Here is a 19,331-nt window from a genome sequence, read left to right on the forward strand (position 1 = left end):
AACTTTGGCGCGAATCGTCAATTCTTATAAATGAACCCCTGTCCAGCCCACGGCCGCCGCCATTCCTTGCCCGCCGCCGCCCTTCCTTGCCCGCAGCAGTCCGGCACAGGAACAGCGAACGGCGCCGCGCTTCTGCACGTAAACCAAGAAGCAAAGCCAAGCGATGAACGCCATTCACGGGCCGTCAGCGACCGGGGAACAAGGCGGGCGGCAACAATCGGTCCGACCTTTGCCACCCTTGCCGGTTCGATCTGACCCCCCTCACCCGCCACGGGGCCATGTTCACGGCGTAGAACGGGCATCCGCCCCCAGCCGATAGCGGCCTTGCGTCATGTATCCCGCAAGGAAATCTACAAAGGCACGGATTCTTGGCTCGTGCCTCAGACGCTCGGTCGTGACGATCCACAGCGGCGTCGTTTCGGTGACCGGCGGCACGAAGCATCGGACAAGGCCGGACGCCGCCGCGACCGTGTCCGACATCAGCCCGACGCCAAGGCCGTTGCGCAGCCCCGAGAGCAGTCCGGGCACGTCGTGGTAGCGCAGGACGATCGCTTCCTCGGGCACGGCCTGATCCATCCACAGCGCCAGCGGAGAATTGCGGAACCCCGCCGAAAGGCTGATCACCGGATGCCGCGCAAGGTCGCTGGCCGAACGCGGCACATCATTCGCGGCGGCATAGCCTTGCGAACAGTAGATCGACCACGCCTCGATAAGCACCCGCCGCGCGACAAGGCCCGGCAGGTCGGGCCGCGGACCCGTGCGCAACGCGACATCCGCCTCCCCCGCGAGCAGGTCCAGCTTCTCCTCGGTTGCGAACAGTTCGACCGAGATGTCGGGACAGGTCTGCCGGAAGTCGCGGATCGCGGCAGACATGAAGGTTTGCCCGAACGCGACCGGCGCCGTGATCCTGACCTGTCCCGTCAGCCCCCGGCGGAATTGCCGTGCGGCGGAAAGGGCCTCGGCCGTCGCAAGGACAATCGCTTCGGCCCGGGGCACCAGATGTTCACCGGCAGGTGTCAGCACGTAACCCGAAGGACGCCGCTCGAACAGCTCCACGGCGATGGCCCTTTCGAGGGCGTCGATCCGCCGCGAGACGGTGCTTTGGCTGACCGACAGCACCCGCGATGCCGCCAAGGTCGAACCCTGCCGCGCGACAGCGAGGAAGATGTGCCAGTCGGTCGCTTCCATGTCCACCGTTATGCAGTTTCGGGTAACGCTTCGGCAAGAGTGGTGTTTGAACCGATGCGCGGCCTGCGCGATACCTTTGAGAACACTCCAAAGGAGATCGACCCATGCACCTTTACGCCGACCCACTTTCAACGAGTTGCCGACCCGTATTGATGATGATCGCGGATCAGTCCCTTGCTGTCGAGATCATCCCCGTGAACCTGCATCTCAATGAGACGGCCGAGCCTGATTTCCTTGCCATCAACCCGAACGGAACTTTGCCCGTCCTGCGGGATGGTGATCTGGTGCTGACCGAAAGCAGCGCCATCCTGAAACATCTCGCCCTGCGCTTCGATCTTGCGGTCTACCCGACGGACCCGCGCGCGCAGATTCTGGTGGATGAGATGGTCTCGTGGTTCAGCACGAATTTCTGGGCCTATCACTGCATCCTCGGGACCTATCCGCGCATGTTGCCCGCTTTGGGATGGTTGAACCCGATCACCCTGAACGAGATTTCCATGCTCGCGGCTCACGGCTCGGCGCGATACCTGACGGTTCTCGACCGTCGTCTGGCGCAGGGCGGCCCCTTTGTCTGCGGCCCCGATCTGACGATTGCAGACTATACGGGAATCGCCAAGGTGACCTTGGCCGACTATGTGGACTTCGACTTTTCGCCCTATCCCGCCGTTTCCAGATGGTGTGCCCGCATGCGCGAGCGTGACGGCTGGACCGCCGCCTTTGCCGGGTTCACCGGCCTTGTAGACGCCGCGCGGCAGCAACGCAGCGCCACGGTCGCCTGACCGGCTTTCGCGTCTTTCATCAAACACCCGCCGCTCCGGGACCGCCTGTCCCGCGGGCCCCGACCTTCTGCGCCCTAAACACACAAGCGAGAACCAAGAATGACGCCGTTTGACATTGCCCGAGCCTTGCACATAACCACCGCCATCCTTTGGGTCGGCGGCGGCATCAGCCTTGCGGTGGGTGCCGAAGTCCTCAGCCGCAAACGCGGTCCGGCAGCCATGTTTTCCGTGGTGGAACTGGTCGCCCTGCTGGGGCCCGGCTACTTTGTCCCGATTTCGATGCTCACCCTGCTGACCGGCGGCATCGCGGCATGGACAGGAACCGGCTTTGCGCAGCTTTGGATCGTGCTTGGCCTGACCGGCGCGGCGGTCACTTTTCTTGTCGGGCTTCTGGTGATCAAACCCCGCACCGAAGAGATCGCGCGCCTCAGGCTTGAAAATCCGGACCACCCCGAGATCATCCTGCCCCGGATCAAAAGCCTGATGGCCATCGCACGGTTCGACCATCTGGTCCTGCTGTTGGTGATTGCGATCATGACCCTCAAACCGACGCCTTACGACCGGGACCTTCTGGCTGGCTTGGCAGCCCTTCTTCTGCTGGGAGTGGCGGCGACCGTCAGGCACCTGCGGCCTGTCCGACGCGCCGCCCCGGTCTGACCTTTGCCGCCAAAGCTCGACACCCCTCGCGTCCTCCACCCCCGCAAACCCGCCAACAAAGGAGACCACCATGCTTATCGCCCATGTTCGCTTTCCGGTCGCGCCGGAACACCGGCACATCGCGACCGAGGCGCTTGTCGCCAGTGTCGAGACTGTCCGCGCCATGCCCGGCTGTATCGCCTTTCATCCCGTCCACGACCCGATCGATGCCGGAATTCTGGGCGTGGTCCATGAATGGCAGACCGAAGCCGATTTCGCGGCCTACACCGCCTCTGATGCCTTCAGGACGTTCGGTGAGAAGATCCGCCCGCTGATGACGGGAACGCCGGTCAGCCGTCGGTTCCGGTCGGACCTGATCGAAGTGGTGAACTGAACGGGTTTTCCACCAGACCCGAAGCCCACGGGCCAGCCGGTGCCGGGCGAGGTGCCGGCGTTGCAGCGAAGCCGCATAGCCATGCGCGCGCCCTGTCTTGACCCTGCGGCGCAAGGCCATGGTGACCGGATCGGTCAAGGCGCGACCCCGGGCAGGTCGTACCAGTCGGGCTTCGATTGCTCCCACAGGTTCCTGATGATCCGCTTGCCGGTCGGTCCCTCGATCAACCCGGCTGAAACCAGCCAGCGTCCGGCCGCTGTGATCTCCTTCACGACCCGCGCCCCGCAGGTCCCGCAAAAGGCGCGGCGCGACGCGTCCGAGGATTGGTACCAGACCAGCGCCTCCTCTCCGGTCACGGCAATGTCAGCCCGTGCCACCGCCACGAAAGCGTTGAAATTGCCGTGCATCTTCTGGCAGTCGTCGCAATGGCAGGCCAAAACCCCGACAGCACTGGCGGGCAGGCGCAGGTGGATACGACCGCAATGGCACCTTGCCCCAAGGATATCGGTCATCGGTCAGCCCTCCACCGCTGAAAATGCCCAATTGCGACCCTTGCCCCGGAACAGGGCCTGATTGATCCAGACCATGCCGAAGGGTTCCAGCAATCGCGCCTTGGTAAGGCTGCCCGCGTCCATCGCGGCAAAGCCGAGGTCGGACAAAAGTTCTGCCACCCGGGCCTTGGCACCATCATCGTCTCCGGCCATGAGCATGACCGGGCGCAGGGGCAGATGGTCGTTGCGGGCCATGATCTCGGCCCCGACCTGATTCAGGGTCTTGACCACATGTGCCGTTGGAAGCCAGCCCTGCACGATTTCGCCGCCCGAGGTGCTGTAACCGGTCGTCAGGCCCAAGGCGCCATCAACCATCCCGAGCGGGTTCATGCAGTCGATGACGGTCTTTCCCGCGAGCGTCCCCAAAGCCTTGACGGCACTTTCGGCCTCGCTCCACGGCAGGGCCAGAATGACAAGATCGGCCGCTGCGGCTGCCGTCGCGGGCAACATGGGCGCGGCATCCGTTTCAGCCGCCAGCGCGACGATATGCGCCGCCTTCGGGTCACGTGTGCCCAAGCTCACAGCGTGGCCCTTGCCCTTCAATCCCAGGGCGATGGCGCGGCCGACATTGCCGGTGCCGATGATCGCGATACGCATCACACTTTCCCCTTGCTTGATTCACAAGGTCAGGGATATGCGGGAAATGAAAGAATATATAATGAATAAGCGTCATGTCTGAGTTAAGCATATCTGAACTCCGCAGGCTGGACCTGACCTTGCTACTGGTCTTTCTGGGACTGCTGCGGCACCGCAAGGCGCTGGACGTCGCGACGGAACTCGGCCTTACCCAATCGGCCATAAGCCAGTCGCTGAAACGGCTGCGCGACATTTTCGGGGACGAGCTGTTCCTGCGGCGTCCGCACGGGATGGAGCCCACGGCCACCGCCCTTGCCCTCGAGGCGCCGGTTGCCTGCGCCGTCGATGCCTTGCGGGGCGCGCTGGGTGGCGCACGCAGCTTTGACGCCGCGACGGGGACTGGCCTTGTCCGCATCGCCGCGCTTGATGCCGAGCAGGCCGTCCTGATCCCGCCGCTCGCGGCCCGTCTGCGCCAGCTTGCGCCCGGACTGACGCTGTCTGTCCTGCCGCTGGGGCGCGGAGCCGCAATGGACGCCTTGGCAGAAGGCCGGGCCGATCTTGCGTTGGGCTTTGTCTGGGACCTGCCCGAAACGATTTCGGCTGAGCCGGTCTACGAAGAGTCCTTTCTGGTCGCGGGCCGCCCCGAAGCTTTGCCAAAGGCCCCGCAGATCGGCATCGATGACTACTGCGCCGCCGACCATGTCCTGATTTCGCCCGGAGGCGATTTGCGCGGGGTGGTGGACGACCAATTGGCCGCCATGGGCCGAACCCGCCGTGTGATCCTGGGTCTGCCGGCCTTTCTGCCCGCCCTTGCCGCCGCGGCCGAGACGGCCGCCCTCGTCACCCTGCCCGCCCGCGTCGCACGTGCCTTTGCCGCAGGCTTCGGCCTCGTCACCGCCGAACCGCCCATTCCCGTGCGCAGGTTTCCGGTATCGGTGTTCTGGCATCGGCGAAACGACGCCGACCCGAGAACGATCTGGATCAGAGGGCAGATAGGCGAGATATCCGTCACCCACCGGTAGGCGTGCCATCCAGTGACCCCGGCCCGATCAACCGCTGCGATCAAGGCTTGGATGCGTGGCCCAAGGCAAACCCCTTGGCTGAACGCCCTGCACCGATCCGCAGACAAACTCCGGCAGCAAAATGCCGTCGCATGATGCGGTGTCGACGTCCGCTCCGGGCCGTCAACTTCCGTCCCGGTGAAAAGGGCGGGAAGCGCAGGCGCCATTGCAGGTCCTGACACCCTGCGCCTTCCCCACCGCAACCAGCCATTAGCCCAACTAATGCCTAACCGAAGATCATTCTCCTTTGCGCCGTTCCGCGCGGGGCCTTAGCCCTGTGCAAAAGGCAACCGTCGTGGCCCCGAACCGCCGCGACACCGCAGCAGAGGAGAGCCGCGCATGGGCGTCCGTTTCAGGTTGGAGGGCATCTATACGCCCGTGATCACGCCCTTCTTCGCGGATGGCTCGATCGACTTCGACTCTTTGGCAGAACTGGTGGACCGTCTGGCCGAAGCAGGCGTTCATGGCCTGATCTCGGGCGGTTCGACCGGCGAGAACTATGCCGAGACGATCGAGGAACGGCTGCAAATCGCCCGCTTCGTGGTTGACCGCGCCAAGGGCCGGATGCCCGTTTTCGTCGGCACGGGGGCGATGCGCACGCCCGATTCCATCGCGCTAGCCACCGGCGCGCGCGAGATGAAGGCCGACGGCATCCTGCTGGGCACCCCGCCCTATTCTGTTCCGACGGAACGCGAGAACGCGCTGAACGCGCTGGCCATCGACCGCGCCGCCGACCTGCCGATCATCCTTTACAACTACCCCGGACGGATGAGCGTCGAGATGGGGCGCGAATTCCTTGACCGCGTGGGGCGGTCGAAGAACGTGATCGGCATCAAGGAAAGCAGTGGCGACATCAACCGCGTCCACCTTCTGGCCCGCGATTACCCCCATATCCAGATGTCCTGCGGCATGGACGACCAGGCGCTCGAATTCTTCGCATGGGGCGCGCAAAGCTGGATCTGCGGCGGGTCGAACTTTCTGCCTGAAGAACACATCGCGCTGTGGGAAACCTGCGTGGTCAAGGGCGACTTTGCCAAGGGCCGCCGCATCATGTCAGCCATGCTGCCGCTGATGGCCGTGCTGGAACAGGGCGGCAAGTTCATCCAGTGCATCAAGCACGGGGTCGAGGTGACGGGGCTGAAGGCAGGCCCGATGCGCCCGCCGCTGAAAGGCCTGAACAAGGAAGAGAAGCGCGAGCTTGAGCAGGTGATCCGCACGCTCAAGACCACCGTCCAAGCGATCCTGAAAGGGAACTGAGCCATGTCCGACCTGCTGACGCATGAAGAATACCAAGCCATCGCCGCCGCGCTGGACCTGCCGCAGAACGCATGGATCGACGGCAGCTACCGCCCCGCCATCTCGGGCAAGACCTTTCAGACGGTGAACCCCGCAACAGGCGCGGTGCTTGGCACGGTCGCCGCCTGCGCCGCCGCCGATGTCGACCTTGCCGTGGCGAAAGCGCGCGAGGCTTTCGAGGACGGCCGCTGGTCGCGCCTGCATCCCGCCGCGCGCAAGGATGTTCTGGTGCGTCTGGCCAAGCTGATGGAGCGCAACGCCCGTGAATTGGCGGTGATGGAAAGCCTCGACAGCGGCAAGACCATCTACGACTGCGAACAGGTCGACGTGCCGGAGTCGATCCATGTCATCAAGTGGCATGGCGAGTTGATCGACAAGATCTACGATCAGGTCTCGCCCGCATCCAACGACCACATCGCCATGATCGTCCGCGAAGCCGTGGGCGTCGTCGGCCTTGTGCTGCCGTGGAACTTCCCGCTTCTGATGCTGGCATGGAAGATCGGCCCCGCGCTGGCGGCTGGCTGCTCGGTGGTGGTGAAGCCTGCGGCCGAAACCTCGCTCACCGCCCTGCGTCTGGCAGAACTCGCCGCCGAGGCGGGCTTGCCGCGCGGCGTGCTGAACGTGGTGACGGGCGGCGGGGCCGAGGTGGGCGAACCGCTGGGGCGCCACCCCGATGTCGATATGGTCTCCTTCACCGGATCGACGGTGACGGGCCGCCGCTTCCTGCATTACTCGGCGGACAGCAACCTAAAGGAAGTGGTCCTCGAACTCGGTGGCAAGAACCCCTGCATCGTTCTCGACGATGCCGAAGACCTAGATGCCGTGGCCGCGCATGTCGTCAACGGGGCTTTCTGGAACATGGGGCAGAACTGCTCGGCCGCTTCGCGGCTGATCGTGCAGCGCGGCATCAAGGACCGGCTTCTGGCCAAGATCACCGAACATGCCCGCGAATGGGTGGTGGGCGACCCGCTGAACCCCGAGGTCCGCGTGGGCGCGCTGGTGTCGAAAGCGCATTTCGCCAAGGTGTCCGGCTACCTGACCGCCGCCGCCAAGGAATCCGTCGTGATGGGCGGCAAGATCGTGGCCGAAGGCTTCATCGAACCGACCGTGGTCGAGGTTGCCAGCAACGCCTCGGTTCTGGCGCGGGAAGAAATCTTCGGGCCGATCCTGACGGTGGTCGCGGTGAACAGCTTCGAGGAAGCCATCGCGGTCGCCAATGACACCGACTACGGCCTTGCCGCCTCGATCTTCACGGCCAACGGCAAGCGGGCGCTGCGCGGGGCGCGGATGCTGCGGGCGGGCACGGTGACGGTGAACAGCTTTGGCGAGGGCGACATCACCACGCCCTTCGGCGGCTACAAACAATCGGGCTTCGGCGGGCGTGACAATTCCATTCACGCGCATGACCAGTATACACAGTTGAAAACCATCTGGCTCGACCTGACCGATACCAGCGACAGCGCAATCGACTGAGGGCACAATGTCACTTCGCAAGGTTGCCCGACTGCCCGTGCATACCGGTCCGGCGGGATGGAATGCCATCCTGCCGCCCGCCCCCCCCTTCCCCGTGCAGCAGGGCGATGCGACCTGCGACATCGCCATCGTTGGCGCGGGCTTTGCAGGGCTTTCCGCTGCCCGTCACCTCTTGATGACGGACCCGTCGCTTTCGGTCTGCGTGCTCGACGCAGGACGCGTGGCCGAAAGCTCGGCAGGCCGCAATTCCGGCTTCATGATCGATTTGCCGCATGAACTCACCAGTTCCGACTATGCCGGAGCGGGCGAGGCGCATGACCGCACGCTGACCCGCCTCAACCGTCAGGCCATCGACTTTGCCGAAGATGTCACCCGCGAATACGCCCTGCCTGCGGGCTATTTCCAGCGCTGGGGCAAGATCAACGGCGCGGCCTCGGGCGTGGGTGAACAGGCCAACCGCACCTATGCCGAACACCTGTCGGCCCTGACCGAGCCGCACGAAATCTATGACGCGCAGACCATGCGCGAGGTGACGGGGACCAGCTATTACTCCAGCGGCCTCTACACCCCCGGCACCGCGCTGATCCAGCCTGCGGGCTATATCCGCGGCCTTGCGGCGGGCCTCGCCGCACGCGGCGTGACGATCTTCGAATCCTCGCCCGTCACCGCCTATGACAGCAAGGGCGCGGCTTGGGTGCTGACCACACCCAAAGGCCGCGTGAAAGCGTCCCGCGTGATCCTTGCCAACAACGGCCATCTCGAAAGCTTCGGCTTCAAGCGCGGCCAGCTTATGCACATCATGCTCAACGCCTGCATGACCGGGGAAATCCCCGACGACCTGCTGCGCGGTCTGGGCGGGCAAGAGACATGGGGCCTGACACCTTCGGACCCAATGGGCTCGACCGTGCGGCGCATTTCCACGGCGCAGGGCGGCAACCGCATCGTCATCCGGCAGGGCAGCTATTACCGCCCGAACATGGAAACCAGCAGCGCCGATCTGGCCCGCGTCACCGCCAAGATGCGCGCCAAGTTCGACGCCCGCTTCCCCTCCCTGCGCGGCGTGAAATTCGAGACCGCTTGGTCGGGCCACCTTTGCCTGACCAAGAACGCCGTCTCGGTCATGCGCGAGCTGGAACCGGGCCTTTACGCGGCCTGCGTCCAGAACGGCCTCGGCACCACGCGGGGCACGCTGACGGGCATCGGGGCTGCCGACCTCGCCCTTGGGCGCACCAGCGACATCACCCGTTTCTTCCTTGCCGAAGCCGAACCCGTTCGCCTGCCGCCGCATCCATTCGACACCATCGGCGCGAACGCCTATCTTCGCTGGAAGGAATGGCAGGCAAGGGCCGAATGATGAGACCGGTTCGCCGCAGACACCTTCCCTCGCTCGGCGCGCTTGCGACATTCGAGGTCGCGGCGAAACACCTCAGCTTCACGCTGGCGGCCAAGGAACTCAACATCACGCAAGGCGCGGTCAGCCAGCAGATCCGCATCCTTGAAAAGGCGCTGGAACTGCCGCTTTTCGTGCGCAAACACAACGCGCTGGAACTGACGGCGGCGGGCAGCGACCTTTACACCGCCGTCTCGGCGGGCCTTGATACCATCAGCGAGGGCGTGGGCCTGTTGCAACCCGACGGGCAGCCCGAAACCGTGACCGTCTCGGCGACCGATGGCATGGCGGTCTATTGGCTGAAACCCCTGATCGAAAGCTTCCGCGCCGAACATCCGCAGATCGGCTTCACCGTCCTCGCCTCGGACGAGGACAACGCGCTTCGCAACTATTCCGGCGTCGATATCGCGCTTCTCTGCGGCAACGAACGCAGCGAGGTGGGCGAGGAGCTTCATTTCCTGTTCCCCGAAGCGGCCCAACCCGTCTGCTCGCCCGAATATCTGGCGAAACACGGCCCCTTTCCCGATGCGCAAAGCCTGAACCGCGCAAACCTCCTCCACCTGCACGAACGGCACTGGAGCGCGGACGCCATCGGCTGGCAGCCGCTCGGCTGGGAGGAATGGTTCCGCGCCCAAGGCGCACGTTGGGAACGAGGGCCATCCAGCCTGTCGACGAACAAGGTCGCCCTGCTGATCGAGGCCACATTGGCGGGCGAAGGCATCATGCTTGGCTGGCAGCACATGGTGGAAAAGCCGCTGGCCGAAGGCCGCCTCGTATTTGCCCATCCCGCGCCCATCACGGCCGGGCGCGGCAACTTCCTGCGCTGCGCGACCGCCTCGCTCCAGCGCCCTGCGGTGGCGCGTTTCGTCGATCACCTGCTGCAATCTCTCAAGCACTGAAAGCGGGACGGTCCCGACCGGAATTCGCACGGATTCGCCAACCCGATCAATGCCTTGACCTTTCGCACCTGCCATTAGGCAGGCTAATGCAAAACCCTGCAAAATTCTCGTTTGCGGCATACTGGCCTAATACGGGATACCGATGACAGGCAAGGCCTGACGGCCTATCCACGGTGCGCCCGCCGACTGCGCCCCGACAGACCGGAGACCGTGCGCGGCGCACACTCCCACCAGACAGATCGCCGGCATCCGGCGGAGGGCGCGAGCGCGCCACCCGTCCGTATGTGCACACGGTGGCACGAACCCCAACACATCCGGAGGATCCCATGCGGAATTTCATGAAAGCTCTTGGCGCGACCGCGATCGCTGCCACCCTGGCCGTTCCCGCCTTTGCGCAGGACGACAAGACCATCACCATCGGCACGATGGGTTGGGAAGACCTGACCCCCATCGCCGGCATCACCAAGAAGGTGCTGGAAGACAAGGGCTACACCGTCGAGGTCGAGGAATTCTCGGAATGGGGCATCGCCTTCGCCGCGCTGACCAATGGCGATGTGGACATCATGGCCAGCCAGACCGATTACGTTGCCCATGACTACTGGGTGAAGAACATGGACAAGCTGGAAAAGATCTCGCCCGTGTCCCACGGCCTCTATCAGGCCATCGCCGTGCCCTCCTATGTGTCGATCAACAGCATGGACGAGCTGGCGGCCAACAAGGACATGTTCGGCGGCAAGATCATCGGCATCGAGCCGGGTTCGGGCCTGATGCGTGACGCCGCCGCTGCGGTGGAAGCCTATGGCACCGACATGGAACTGGTCGAAGGGTCGACCGCCGCCATGACCGCCGCGCTCGACTCGGCCATGTCGCGCAACGAACCCATCGCCGTGACGATCTGGGAACCGTCGTGGATGATGCAGAAATATGACGTGAAGTTCCTCGCCGATCCGAAGGGCGTCTTCCCCGCCGCGCAGTCCTACTACTTAATCGGCACCAAGGGCTTTTCGGAAGCGAACCCCGCCGTCCGCGAACAACTCGCCTCGATCTACATCCCGCTCGCCGACATCACCGCCATCAACGGCGCGATGAACGAGGGCAAGACGATGGAAGAGGCCGTGGCCGACTGGACCGCAGCGCACGCCGACCTGATCTCGCGCTGGGAAGCCATCAAGTCCGAATGATCCATCGGGCCGGTCCGTCACAAGGGGCCGGCCCTTTCCTTTCCTGCCAGATGGGACCGCGCCAATGACCAGCCCCGCCACCGCCAACGACGCCCCGCTGCCCGAAACTGCGCTGCCCGAAGCTGCGCTGCCCGAAACTGCGCTGCCCGAAACTCCGCTGATCGAATGCCGTTCGGTCTGGAAAGTCTTCGGAGACCGCTCGCGCGATGCCATCGCCGCGATCCGCGCCAAGGGCCTTGGCAAGCGCGAAGTCCTGTCGGAATTCGGCTGCGTGGTCGGCGTGCATGACGCCAGCTTCACCGTCGGCAAGGGCGAGATCTTCTGCATCATGGGCCTGTCGGGCAGCGGCAAGTCCACCCTGATCCGCCTGCTCAACCGCCTGATCGACCCCTCGCTGGGCGAGGTTCTGGTCAAGGGCCGCGCCATCAACGGCCTTGGTGCGCAGGATTTGCGCGAGCTTCGCGCCCATACCATCGGCATGGTGTTCCAGAACGTGGCCCTCAGTCCACTGCCGTGTTTTTGACTTCGCGTTTCTTCTGGAAAATCCTTACGGTCACACAAAGACTGTCCCTGCAGTCGGAGTCGGCCAATGTGCCGGTGTGACCTTTCAAAGTGTAGGGGGGTAACGACATTCGGACAAACACATCACACCCCGAAAAGCGCGGTAAGGGGTTGATTGATGGCGATAAAATGGATGGAGGGCCTCGGAGGGTGGTGAAATTTGGGGGGTGGAAATGTTGGGAAAGTGCAGCGAGGGGCTGCAGTTTCTGACGTTCTGCGCGCGTTTTGGACGCATCGGGGCGACATTGGCTAACATGTTGATCGGAAAGGCGCTTGACCGTCACGACGCGGGTCAGTCGGTCGGAACAGTTCAACGCGGTGCGCGGAACGTTCATCAGCCCCGCCAACGACTGGCAGCCCGACGATTTCCCCGCGATCCAGAGCGGCGTCTATCTGGCCGAGGACAAGGGTGACCTGAAGTTCCTCGACGTCGAACTGCCGATGACGACGTCCGCCACGATGGCGCAGCGGCTTGCGAAGATCTTACTCGAGTCGGCGCGCCGCCAGATCACCGTGAATCTGCCCGGCAAGCTGAGCGCGTGGCGCGTCGGCGCGGGAGAGGTGGTGCCGGTGACGATGGCGCGGCGCGGCTGGACCGAGAAGCCGTTCGAAGTGCGGTCGATCGGCACGCAGATCGAGGATGCGGACGGCGTGCCGGTCTTGGTGCCGGACCTTTTGCTGCGCGAGACCTCGCCCCTGATCTGGGACTGGTCGGCGACCGAGGAACAGATCTACGCCGCCGCGCCGCGCACCGCCCTGCCGTCGGCGTTCGACATCGCGGCCCCTGGCATGCCCGAGGTGAGCGAGTCGCTCTATGTCACCCGCGACGGGACGGGCGTGAAGGCCGCGGTGCGGCTGGAATGGGTCGCCTCGGCTTCGCCCTATGTGGCGCAATACGTGATCGAGGCGCGCGAGGCAGGGGGTGTCTGGCGCGAGATCGGGCGGACGGCGAACACGTCGCTGGAAGCACAGGACTGGACGCCGGGGCTGTGGGAGTTCCGCGTGGCCGCGCTTTCGACCCTTGGCGTGGCGTCTGACTGGGCCGTGCGGGCGCAAGAGGTGTTCGGCGTGTCCGCACCGCCGTCGGCCTTGTCGGATGTGACGCTGCAGACGGCGGGGGGGCTCGCCATCCTGAAATGGGCTCGGTCGACCGATGCGGATGTGCGGATCGGCGGGAACATCGTGATCCGGCATTCGACCGATCCGGCCCCGACGTGGCAGTCGTCCTATTCGATGGACCGCGTGGCGGGTGACCAGTCGCTGGCCGTGATCCCGCTGAAGCCGGGCAGCTATCTGCTGCGGGCCGAGGATAGCAGCGGGCAGGTCGGGCCGGTTTCGGTGGTTGCGACGGGTGGCGCGCAGGCGGTAGCTTTCGCCTCGGTCACGGTGGCGCAGGCCGATCCCGCCTTTGCCGGAACCTTTGCGGGTGCTGCCGTGATCGACGGGTATCTGACGCTGCCCGGCGGAACGATGTGGGATGACCTCGGCTTGGTCGATTCCATCGCGAACATCGACTACGCGGGCGGCGTGGTGCCGTCGGGCATGTTCACCTTTGGCTCCGGTTTTGACCTTGGCGCCGTTCGCAACGTGCGGCTGCGGTCGGATATCGGCATGGCGGCGTTTCAGGCCTTTGCCATGTGGGACGACCGCGTGGGCGAGATCGACGGCTGGGGCGATATCGACGGCGTCGATGGGGCCGAGGTCGATGTCGTGATGGAATACCGCGAGACCGATGATGACCCTGCGGCCGCGCTGGTCTGGACCGAGTGGTCCCGCGTGGACAGTTCCGAAATCCGCGCCCGAGCCGTGCAGGCTCGGGCCATCCTTTCAACCAACGATGCGGCATTCACGGTTCGTGTGGACCGGCTGCGTCTCTATGCCGACGAGGTGATCTGACGTGGCACAAAGCACTATTCTGTCCCTTGCGAACTCGCTCAGCTCGGCCTTTCGGGCGAACCTGAACGGGGTTCTTGCTGCGCTGTTCAGCACGAACTCTGGCGCGGCCTTCCCGACCGTCACCGCGCCGGGGATGCTGCATGTCAACACGACCGGCGGTGGTCAGGTCCTATGGATGCGCAACGCGGCCGACAACGCTTGGGTGCAGGTGTCCTTCGGCGCGGGCGATTTCCTTTCGCTCGGGGCGCTGTCGCTGGGCGTGCCGGTCACCAAGACCGCGAACTTCTCGGTCGCGTTGGGCGAAAACCATCTGATCAACAACAAGGCCGGCAGTGCCTGCGTCGTCACCTTGCCGAGCGCGGTCACTTTTGCAGGCCGGATGCTCGCGTTTCTGAACCGTCAAGCACAGACGGTGGTTTCGGCATCTGCGAACGTGGTACCGCAGGGTGGTGGCGCGGCGGGGACGGCGATCCTGCCTGCGGTGATCGGGTCGCAGGCGGTGCTGGTGAGCGACGGGGCGAACTGGCTGGTGCTGGAATCTGGTGCGCTGTTGACGGCATTCGGGCAGGCGCTTGGCACGGCAGCGGATGCGGCGGCGGCGCTTGTCTTGTTGGGCGTGACCGCCCCTGGCGCTGCGCCGCTCTTTGCCCCACGCGCTTGGGTCAATTTCAACGGCACAGTCGGGTCCGGCACCTATGCTCAGACCGGCACGACGATTACCGTCACGATCACGGCGCATGGGTTGGTCACGGGGGATAGCGTGCCCCTGACCTTCACCACCGGCACGGCGGCGAGCGGGACGTATACGGTCACGGTCACGGGGGCGAACACGTTCACGGTGACGAGCGGGACGAGTGCGACGACGAGCGGGAGTGTCACAAGAGGGGTCTATATCCGTGCCGCGGGCAACGTGTCCTCGGTCGTTAGGAATGCCGTCGGGGATTACAACGTCAACTTCGGCACAGCCATGCCGGACGCGGGCTATGCAACGCTCGCCACACGGGATTGGGCGAGCACGGTAGCTAACCAGCCGATTGCCTGCGTCTACGACCAGACAGCGGCAACTGTGCGTATTCTTACATTCCTGTCGAATGCTTCGAACTTCTCTGATCCGACAAGCGTTTATGTCGCAATCTTCCGCTGAGGGGCGTCATGCAAACTATCATCATCAAAACTGAAGCGGGTGGCGTGGCAATCCTGACCCCTGCGCCGGATACGGGGCTGAGTGCCGAGGCGCTGGCTGCAAAAGACATTCCGGCAGCCGTGGCGTGGCGCATCTTGGCCGAAGGGGAAGCGCCAGATGCTCCGCTAGACGCATGGCGCTGGACGGACGCGGGGCCGCTCGGGGTGGGGGCGCTAGTGGCACCCGTCCCCGCCCTCACCCCCGCCCAATGGTCATTCTTCCTCGACCTGACCGGTTTCCGCGCAACGGTCGAATCCGCGCTTTCCGCGCTACCCAAGAGTACGCTGGAGCAGCGCGCGGTCTGGGCGGGGATGAAGGCGGCGGTCTATTCGAGCCAGTCCTACCGGCTGGACGTGACCCTGCAGCTGGCCGCGCAGGTCCGCGCGATGGGCATCGCATCGGTTCCGGCAGATGCCGAGATTTCCGCAGCTTGGCCTATGGCTGCCGCGTTCAACGGCGCTGAAAGCCTGCTTGAGACATGAAGGCCGGAGGGCGGTTTCCCGCCCTCCGGCACCGGGGCCAGCCGGCAAGCACACCCCCCGTCGACCCCGATACCCTCAAGGCCGCTCCGCCCGTCTCAGGGGCTGGACCAGAGGTTACGATTCGGATGAACAAACCCTTAACCGACGTGCGTTGCTGCGATTGCGGACGTCTGCTATTCAAGATGGAAGACGGGGCGCTGCGTGGTGCCCTGTCGATCAAGTGCCCGCGCTGTCGGGCCTATAACTCCCTACGGCCCGCGAGCCCCGTTCCTGACCGCCCCGAGCGCGCCGGAAAGGACCTGCTTTGTGGCTGTTCATCCCACCCAACTACCTAAAGACCTTCGCGGCCTCAGCCTTTGCGCCGGGGTCGGAGGGCTTGACCTCGGGCTGCACATCGCCGAGCCCGGATACCGCACTGTGGGTTTCGTCGAGCGGAACGCAGGTGCTGCAGCCACTCTCGTGGCACGGATGGCGGACGCGTCCCTGGCTCCGGCTCTTGTCTGGGACGATCTGCGATCCTTTGACGGCCGAGCGTGGCGCGGCCGCGTTCATATCGTCTCTGCCGGTTACCCGTGCCAGCCGTTCAGCTTCGCGGGGCGGCGCAAGGGCGAGGATGACCCCCGCCACCTCTGGCCCGAGGTCGCGCGGATCGTCAGCGAAGTTGCCCCCGAATGGTGCTTCTTCGAGAACGTCGCAGGCCATCTGTCCCTCGGTTTCCGAGACGTCTGCGGAGACCTTCAACGCATGGGCTACAGGGTTGCAGCGGGCGTCGTATCAGCGGCGGAAGTCGGCGGGTCGCACATCCGCGACCGGCTGTTCATTCTGGCCCACGCCGACCGCGAAGCTGAACGCCAACCGCGCCTGCGTGGTGCTGAGCCCAGCGGGGCTGGCCTTTCGCAACGACCTGAACCAGACGGGCAAGCAGATCTCGATCAAGCCCGCGGCTGGGGCATGGACGCTTCTGTGGGACATGCTGATGGCGGCGGGGTGGAAGGCTGGGAGCCCGGTCTCTTCCCACCCCTGCCGGGTCGTTTTGCTGAATGGCGAGAAACACTCGACCGGCGCCCTGACCTTAAACCCTGCGTTCACCGACTGGCTGATGGGATGGCCGGATGGGTGGACCGATCCGTCGCAGCCGGTAACGGGGTTGTCCCGCTGGCTGCAGCGCACGCGTGGCGGATGTTGAGGGGGGAGTTGGAGGGGTAATTGCCTGCACGGCTGATCGGAGGTAGGGTTCGGGAATGAGGCCCCCGAGCCCTTACCAGATCGCCGTCGAGCGGCATGGACAAGGGCAGATCATGTCGACCCAAAACCTGACACCCGTCGATCCCGTGCTTCCCGTTGCGCCTTGGATGGGCGGAAAGCGAAACCTCGCCAAGCGCATCTGCTCCATCCTCGACCGAGTGCCGTGCGAAACCTATGCCGAGCCCTTTGTGGGCATGGGCGGAATTTTCCTGCGCCGTGCCTCTCGGCCGAGGGCGGAAGTGATCAATGATGCCGGTCGCGATGTCGCGAACCTGTTCCGCATCCTGCAACGGCATTATCCGCAGTTCCTCGACGTGCTGAAATTTCAGCTGACCACCCGCGTTGAATTCAACCGGCTGGTCGACACCAATCCTGACACGCTGACCGATCTCGAACGTGCGGCGCGGTTTCTCTACCTCCAGCGCACCGCGTTCGGCGGCAAGGTCAGCGGTCGGAATTTCGGGGTGTCGATCGGCCGCCCCGCACGGTTCAACCTGACCACGCTCGAACCCATGCTGGAGGACCTGCACAGCCGCCTGTCGGGGGTCATCATCGAATGCTTGGACTTCGAGGCGTTCATCCTGCGCTACGACAGCGAGGGGACGCTCTTCTACCTCGATCCACCCTATTGGGGCACCGAGGGGGTCTACGGCAAGACGCTCTTCGCCCGTCAGGATTTCGCGCGGCTGTCGGATGTCCTGACAGGGATCAAGGGGCGTTTCCTCAAGTCGATCAACGACGTCCCCGAAGTGCGGGAAATTTTCGGCTGGGCGACGATGGAGGAGGTGAGCACGTCGTACACCATCGGCAAGCAGGCGGAGAGCCGGGGAGAGCGGGGGGAGTTGCTTATCGGCAGGGTATGAAGGTGAGCCGCCATAGCCCACGTCTGGTCGGGGCCAGCACCAATTCTTTGCCGCTTCAATACAACTTTTCGCAGACGAATCGTCGCGCTGTTACTATTCCTGCGGGTGTCAGGATTTCAGGAAGAGTGTGATGCAATCTGTAAAGCGCGTGATTGAATACCGTAAAGCCCTTTGGGTAGCCGAAAAACCCCTTAATCTTCAGGTTCTCGTAGAGGAAGCTTGGCAGACCTTACCATTATCTACACAGCGCGTTGTCCTGAAGAAGGATCAGACTTCAACGATGGGCATGGAGCTTCGGGCGGTCGGAGCAGCGGTCGGTTTTCAAGGTTGCCGTTACGTTGACCGCCAGTCGGTTGGTGTGGTTCCGATGAGTGGTTCCCGCTCGCCAGTCCTTACCGAGCAGCAGCCTGCGCCGGGGGAGAACTTCCTTAGTTCGGACTTCTTCGTTCTGGTCAGCGGCAACGACGTCATCACTTTGAACGCTGGGCGGAATGCGGCTACAGCAAAATTCTACCTGCATGGCCTCTTCCCGATGGCAGGCATGTCGAACGAAAGCACGCAGTTTGACCTTGTGCAGCAGGCGTCGCCCGATGTGGTTCGCAAAATTCAGGTCGGTGGCGGTGTAGAAAGCATCCAGTTCGACATGAGCATCACAGAGGCGACCGCCAGTCTTATTGAAGACGAAGGGAAACCGGTAGGCATCAATGACCGGATTGCCTCTGGCCTGTCTAAAGTGATGGACATGATCTCGAAGCCGGTCGATCGCCGAGCGATCAAGGACAGTTCGGGGTCGCTGCGTCTGCAATTGCGCTTACCCAAAGGCGAACTTCAGCCGGTCCAACAAGCGGCTGACCGTCTTGCTGTAGATATCGTTGAAGACGACGACGCCGACGACTATGTCATCGTGCTTCGAAACGGTGAAACGATACGCCCTCGACACATGTCCACAAGGAAGTCCGTCCCATTGAAACGGTCTGCTAACTCATTTGTTGCAGACGATGTATACGCGGAAATGCAGGATTTCCTTAGGGACGTGCGGGCGAGTGGTCTTGCCGAGGTGTAAGCGATGCGGACGAAGCGGAGGAAGAGAGAGTTCGACTGGCAGCTGATTGCCGGCCTTCTGCTTCTGATCGCCATTTCCGCAGTCGGGTCAGTATTCTTGCAGCCATTGCTCGCTGGCAAGACCGATGCGATCAATACGATCGTTACAGTTTTTTCGATCCTGGCGGGGTTCCTCGTGGCGGTGATCACCTTCATCGGCGAGCCGAGCAATCAGTCTTGGCAGGAACAGCAGCTTTCCCGCCGGGATGTTGTTGCGCGTCTTTCCAGGCATCTGTGGCTTTTCTATTTCTATCTCGCCACCCTCGGCCTTGCGATGGCGATGTATGTTGTGCCGGAAGGCTTTCCTGCCCTGACGATGTGGCTCCAGCGTCTATTCGCCTTCTTTGCAATCTTCGTGTTCGGGGCGTCTTTTGCCCTCCCAAGGTCATTGCTGAAGCTTCAGCTGGAAAAGTATGACAGGGGCCTACAGGAAAAGCTTCCACCGGTTTTGAAACGGCCGGACAGCGACAGCTAAACGGTCTCGGAGCATATGTGTGCCTCGCTACCTACGGCGATGCGTGGCGTCGATATCGGTCCATCGAATAACTATCGCCGCCGCATTCGATGGCTCTTTCT

At 63.8% G+C, this 19,331-nt stretch carries 21 protein-coding genes; 18 read left to right on the forward strand and 3 right to left on the reverse strand.

Going from position 1 to position 19,331, the window contains the following annotated elements; all coding sequences use genetic code 11:
* Positions 1-282: 282 nt before the first annotated feature.
* Positions 283-1,188, reverse strand: a complete 906-nt coding sequence (locus H7F16_RS00870; RefSeq protein WP_185795668.1) for a LysR family transcriptional regulator — start codon at positions 1,186-1,188, stop codon at positions 283-285.
* 104 nt (positions 1,189-1,292) lie between these two features.
* On the opposite strand from H7F16_RS00870, the gene H7F16_RS00875 reads away from it, so the two are divergent.
* The 3 genes from H7F16_RS00875 (at position 1,293) to H7F16_RS00885 (ending at position 2,997) form a co-directional block, all read left to right on the forward strand.
* Positions 1,293-1,967, forward strand: a complete 675-nt coding sequence (locus H7F16_RS00875) for a glutathione S-transferase family protein (protein WP_277818340.1) — start codon at positions 1,293-1,295, stop codon at positions 1,965-1,967.
* A 99-nt stretch (positions 1,968-2,066) separates the two neighbouring features.
* Positions 2,067-2,624: a DUF2269 family protein gene (locus H7F16_RS00880; RefSeq protein WP_185795670.1), complete on the forward strand. Its 558-nt coding sequence runs from the start codon at positions 2,067-2,069 to the stop codon at positions 2,622-2,624.
* A 70-nt stretch (positions 2,625-2,694) separates the two neighbouring features.
* A complete protein-coding gene (locus H7F16_RS00885) occupies positions 2,695-2,997 on the forward strand; it encodes a putative quinol monooxygenase (protein WP_185795671.1) in 303 nt (100 codons plus the stop codon).
* A 134-nt stretch (positions 2,998-3,131) separates the two neighbouring features.
* Here H7F16_RS00885 and H7F16_RS00890 read toward each other — a convergent pair whose 3' ends face one another.
* A complete protein-coding gene (locus H7F16_RS00890; RefSeq protein ID WP_185795672.1) occupies positions 3,132-3,509 on the reverse strand; it encodes a GFA family protein in 378 nt (125 codons plus the stop codon).
* 3 nt (positions 3,510-3,512) lie between these two features.
* Positions 3,513-4,145 carry an NADPH-dependent F420 reductase gene (locus H7F16_RS00895; protein ID WP_185795673.1) on the reverse strand — a complete coding sequence of 211 codons (633 nt, stop codon included), beginning with the start codon at positions 4,143-4,145 and terminating at the stop codon, positions 3,513-3,515.
* A gap of 74 nt (positions 4,146-4,219) precedes the next feature.
* Here H7F16_RS00895 and H7F16_RS00900 point away from each other — a divergent pair, with 74 nt between their 5' ends.
* From H7F16_RS00900 to H7F16_RS00970, 15 genes are all read left to right on the forward strand, one after another.
* Positions 4,220-5,146 (forward strand): LysR family transcriptional regulator, encoded by a 927-nt coding sequence (locus tag H7F16_RS00900; protein ID WP_185795674.1) that lies wholly within the window; start codon positions 4,220-4,222, stop codon positions 5,144-5,146.
* A gap of 378 nt (positions 5,147-5,524) precedes the next feature.
* A complete protein-coding gene (locus H7F16_RS00905) occupies positions 5,525-6,442 on the forward strand; it encodes a dihydrodipicolinate synthase family protein (protein ID WP_185795675.1) in 918 nt (305 codons plus the stop codon).
* A 3-nt stretch (positions 6,443-6,445) separates the two neighbouring features.
* Positions 6,446-7,954 carry an aldehyde dehydrogenase gene (locus H7F16_RS00910; RefSeq protein WP_185795676.1) on the forward strand — a complete coding sequence of 503 codons (1,509 nt, stop codon included), beginning with the start codon at positions 6,446-6,448 and terminating at the stop codon, positions 7,952-7,954.
* 7 nt (positions 7,955-7,961) lie between these two features.
* Positions 7,962-9,308 (forward strand): NAD(P)/FAD-dependent oxidoreductase, encoded by a 1,347-nt coding sequence (locus H7F16_RS00915; RefSeq protein WP_185795677.1) that lies wholly within the window; start codon positions 7,962-7,964, stop codon positions 9,306-9,308.
* Positions 9,308-10,243: a LysR substrate-binding domain-containing protein gene (locus H7F16_RS00920; RefSeq protein ID WP_185795678.1), complete on the forward strand. Its 936-nt coding sequence runs from the start codon at positions 9,308-9,310 to the stop codon at positions 10,241-10,243. The genes H7F16_RS00915 and H7F16_RS00920 overlap by 1 nt, the downstream gene beginning before the upstream one ends.
* A gap of 326 nt (positions 10,244-10,569) precedes the next feature.
* A complete protein-coding gene (locus tag H7F16_RS00925) occupies positions 10,570-11,424 on the forward strand; it encodes a glycine betaine ABC transporter substrate-binding protein (protein ID WP_185795679.1) in 855 nt (284 codons plus the stop codon).
* 64 nt (positions 11,425-11,488) lie between these two features.
* Entirely contained in the window at positions 11,489-11,947 is a 459-nt protein-coding gene (locus tag H7F16_RS00930) for an ATP-binding cassette domain-containing protein (RefSeq protein ID WP_185795680.1), read from the forward strand.
* A gap of 311 nt (positions 11,948-12,258) precedes the next feature.
* On the forward strand, positions 12,259-13,881 hold the full coding sequence (locus H7F16_RS00935; protein ID WP_185795681.1) for a phage tail protein: 1,623 nt from the start codon (positions 12,259-12,261) through the stop codon (positions 13,879-13,881).
* Position 13,882: 1 nt separating this feature from the next.
* Positions 13,883-15,025: a hypothetical protein gene (locus H7F16_RS00940; protein WP_185795682.1), complete on the forward strand. Its 1,143-nt coding sequence runs from the start codon at positions 13,883-13,885 to the stop codon at positions 15,023-15,025.
* 8 nt (positions 15,026-15,033) lie between these two features.
* Positions 15,034-15,546, forward strand: a complete 513-nt coding sequence (locus tag H7F16_RS00945; RefSeq protein ID WP_185795683.1) for a hypothetical protein — start codon at positions 15,034-15,036, stop codon at positions 15,544-15,546.
* Between the two features lie 125 nt (positions 15,547-15,671).
* Complete coding sequence (locus H7F16_RS20020) at positions 15,672-15,881, forward strand: Com family DNA-binding transcriptional regulator (protein WP_185795684.1); 210 nt, start codon at positions 15,672-15,674, stop codon at positions 15,879-15,881.
* On the forward strand, positions 15,853-16,752 hold the full coding sequence (locus tag H7F16_RS00955) for a DNA cytosine methyltransferase (RefSeq protein ID WP_185795685.1): 900 nt from the start codon (positions 15,853-15,855) through the stop codon (positions 16,750-16,752). The genes H7F16_RS20020 and H7F16_RS00955 overlap by 29 nt, the downstream gene beginning before the upstream one ends.
* A gap of 92 nt (positions 16,753-16,844) precedes the next feature.
* Positions 16,845-17,654 carry a DNA adenine methylase gene (locus tag H7F16_RS00960; RefSeq protein ID WP_185795686.1) on the forward strand — a complete coding sequence of 270 codons (810 nt, stop codon included), beginning with the start codon at positions 16,845-16,847 and terminating at the stop codon, positions 17,652-17,654.
* 130 nt (positions 17,655-17,784) lie between these two features.
* Entirely contained in the window at positions 17,785-18,717 is a 933-nt protein-coding gene (locus H7F16_RS00965; RefSeq protein ID WP_185795687.1) for a hypothetical protein, read from the forward strand.
* A 3-nt stretch (positions 18,718-18,720) separates the two neighbouring features.
* Complete coding sequence (locus tag H7F16_RS00970; RefSeq protein WP_185795688.1) at positions 18,721-19,230, forward strand: hypothetical protein; 510 nt, start codon at positions 18,721-18,723, stop codon at positions 19,228-19,230.
* Positions 19,231-19,331 lie beyond the last annotated feature (101 nt).

The organism is Paragemmobacter straminiformis (assembly GCF_014243445.1).
In the GTDB taxonomy this organism is placed as follows: domain Bacteria; phylum Pseudomonadota; class Alphaproteobacteria; order Rhodobacterales; family Rhodobacteraceae; genus Paragemmobacter; species Paragemmobacter straminiformis.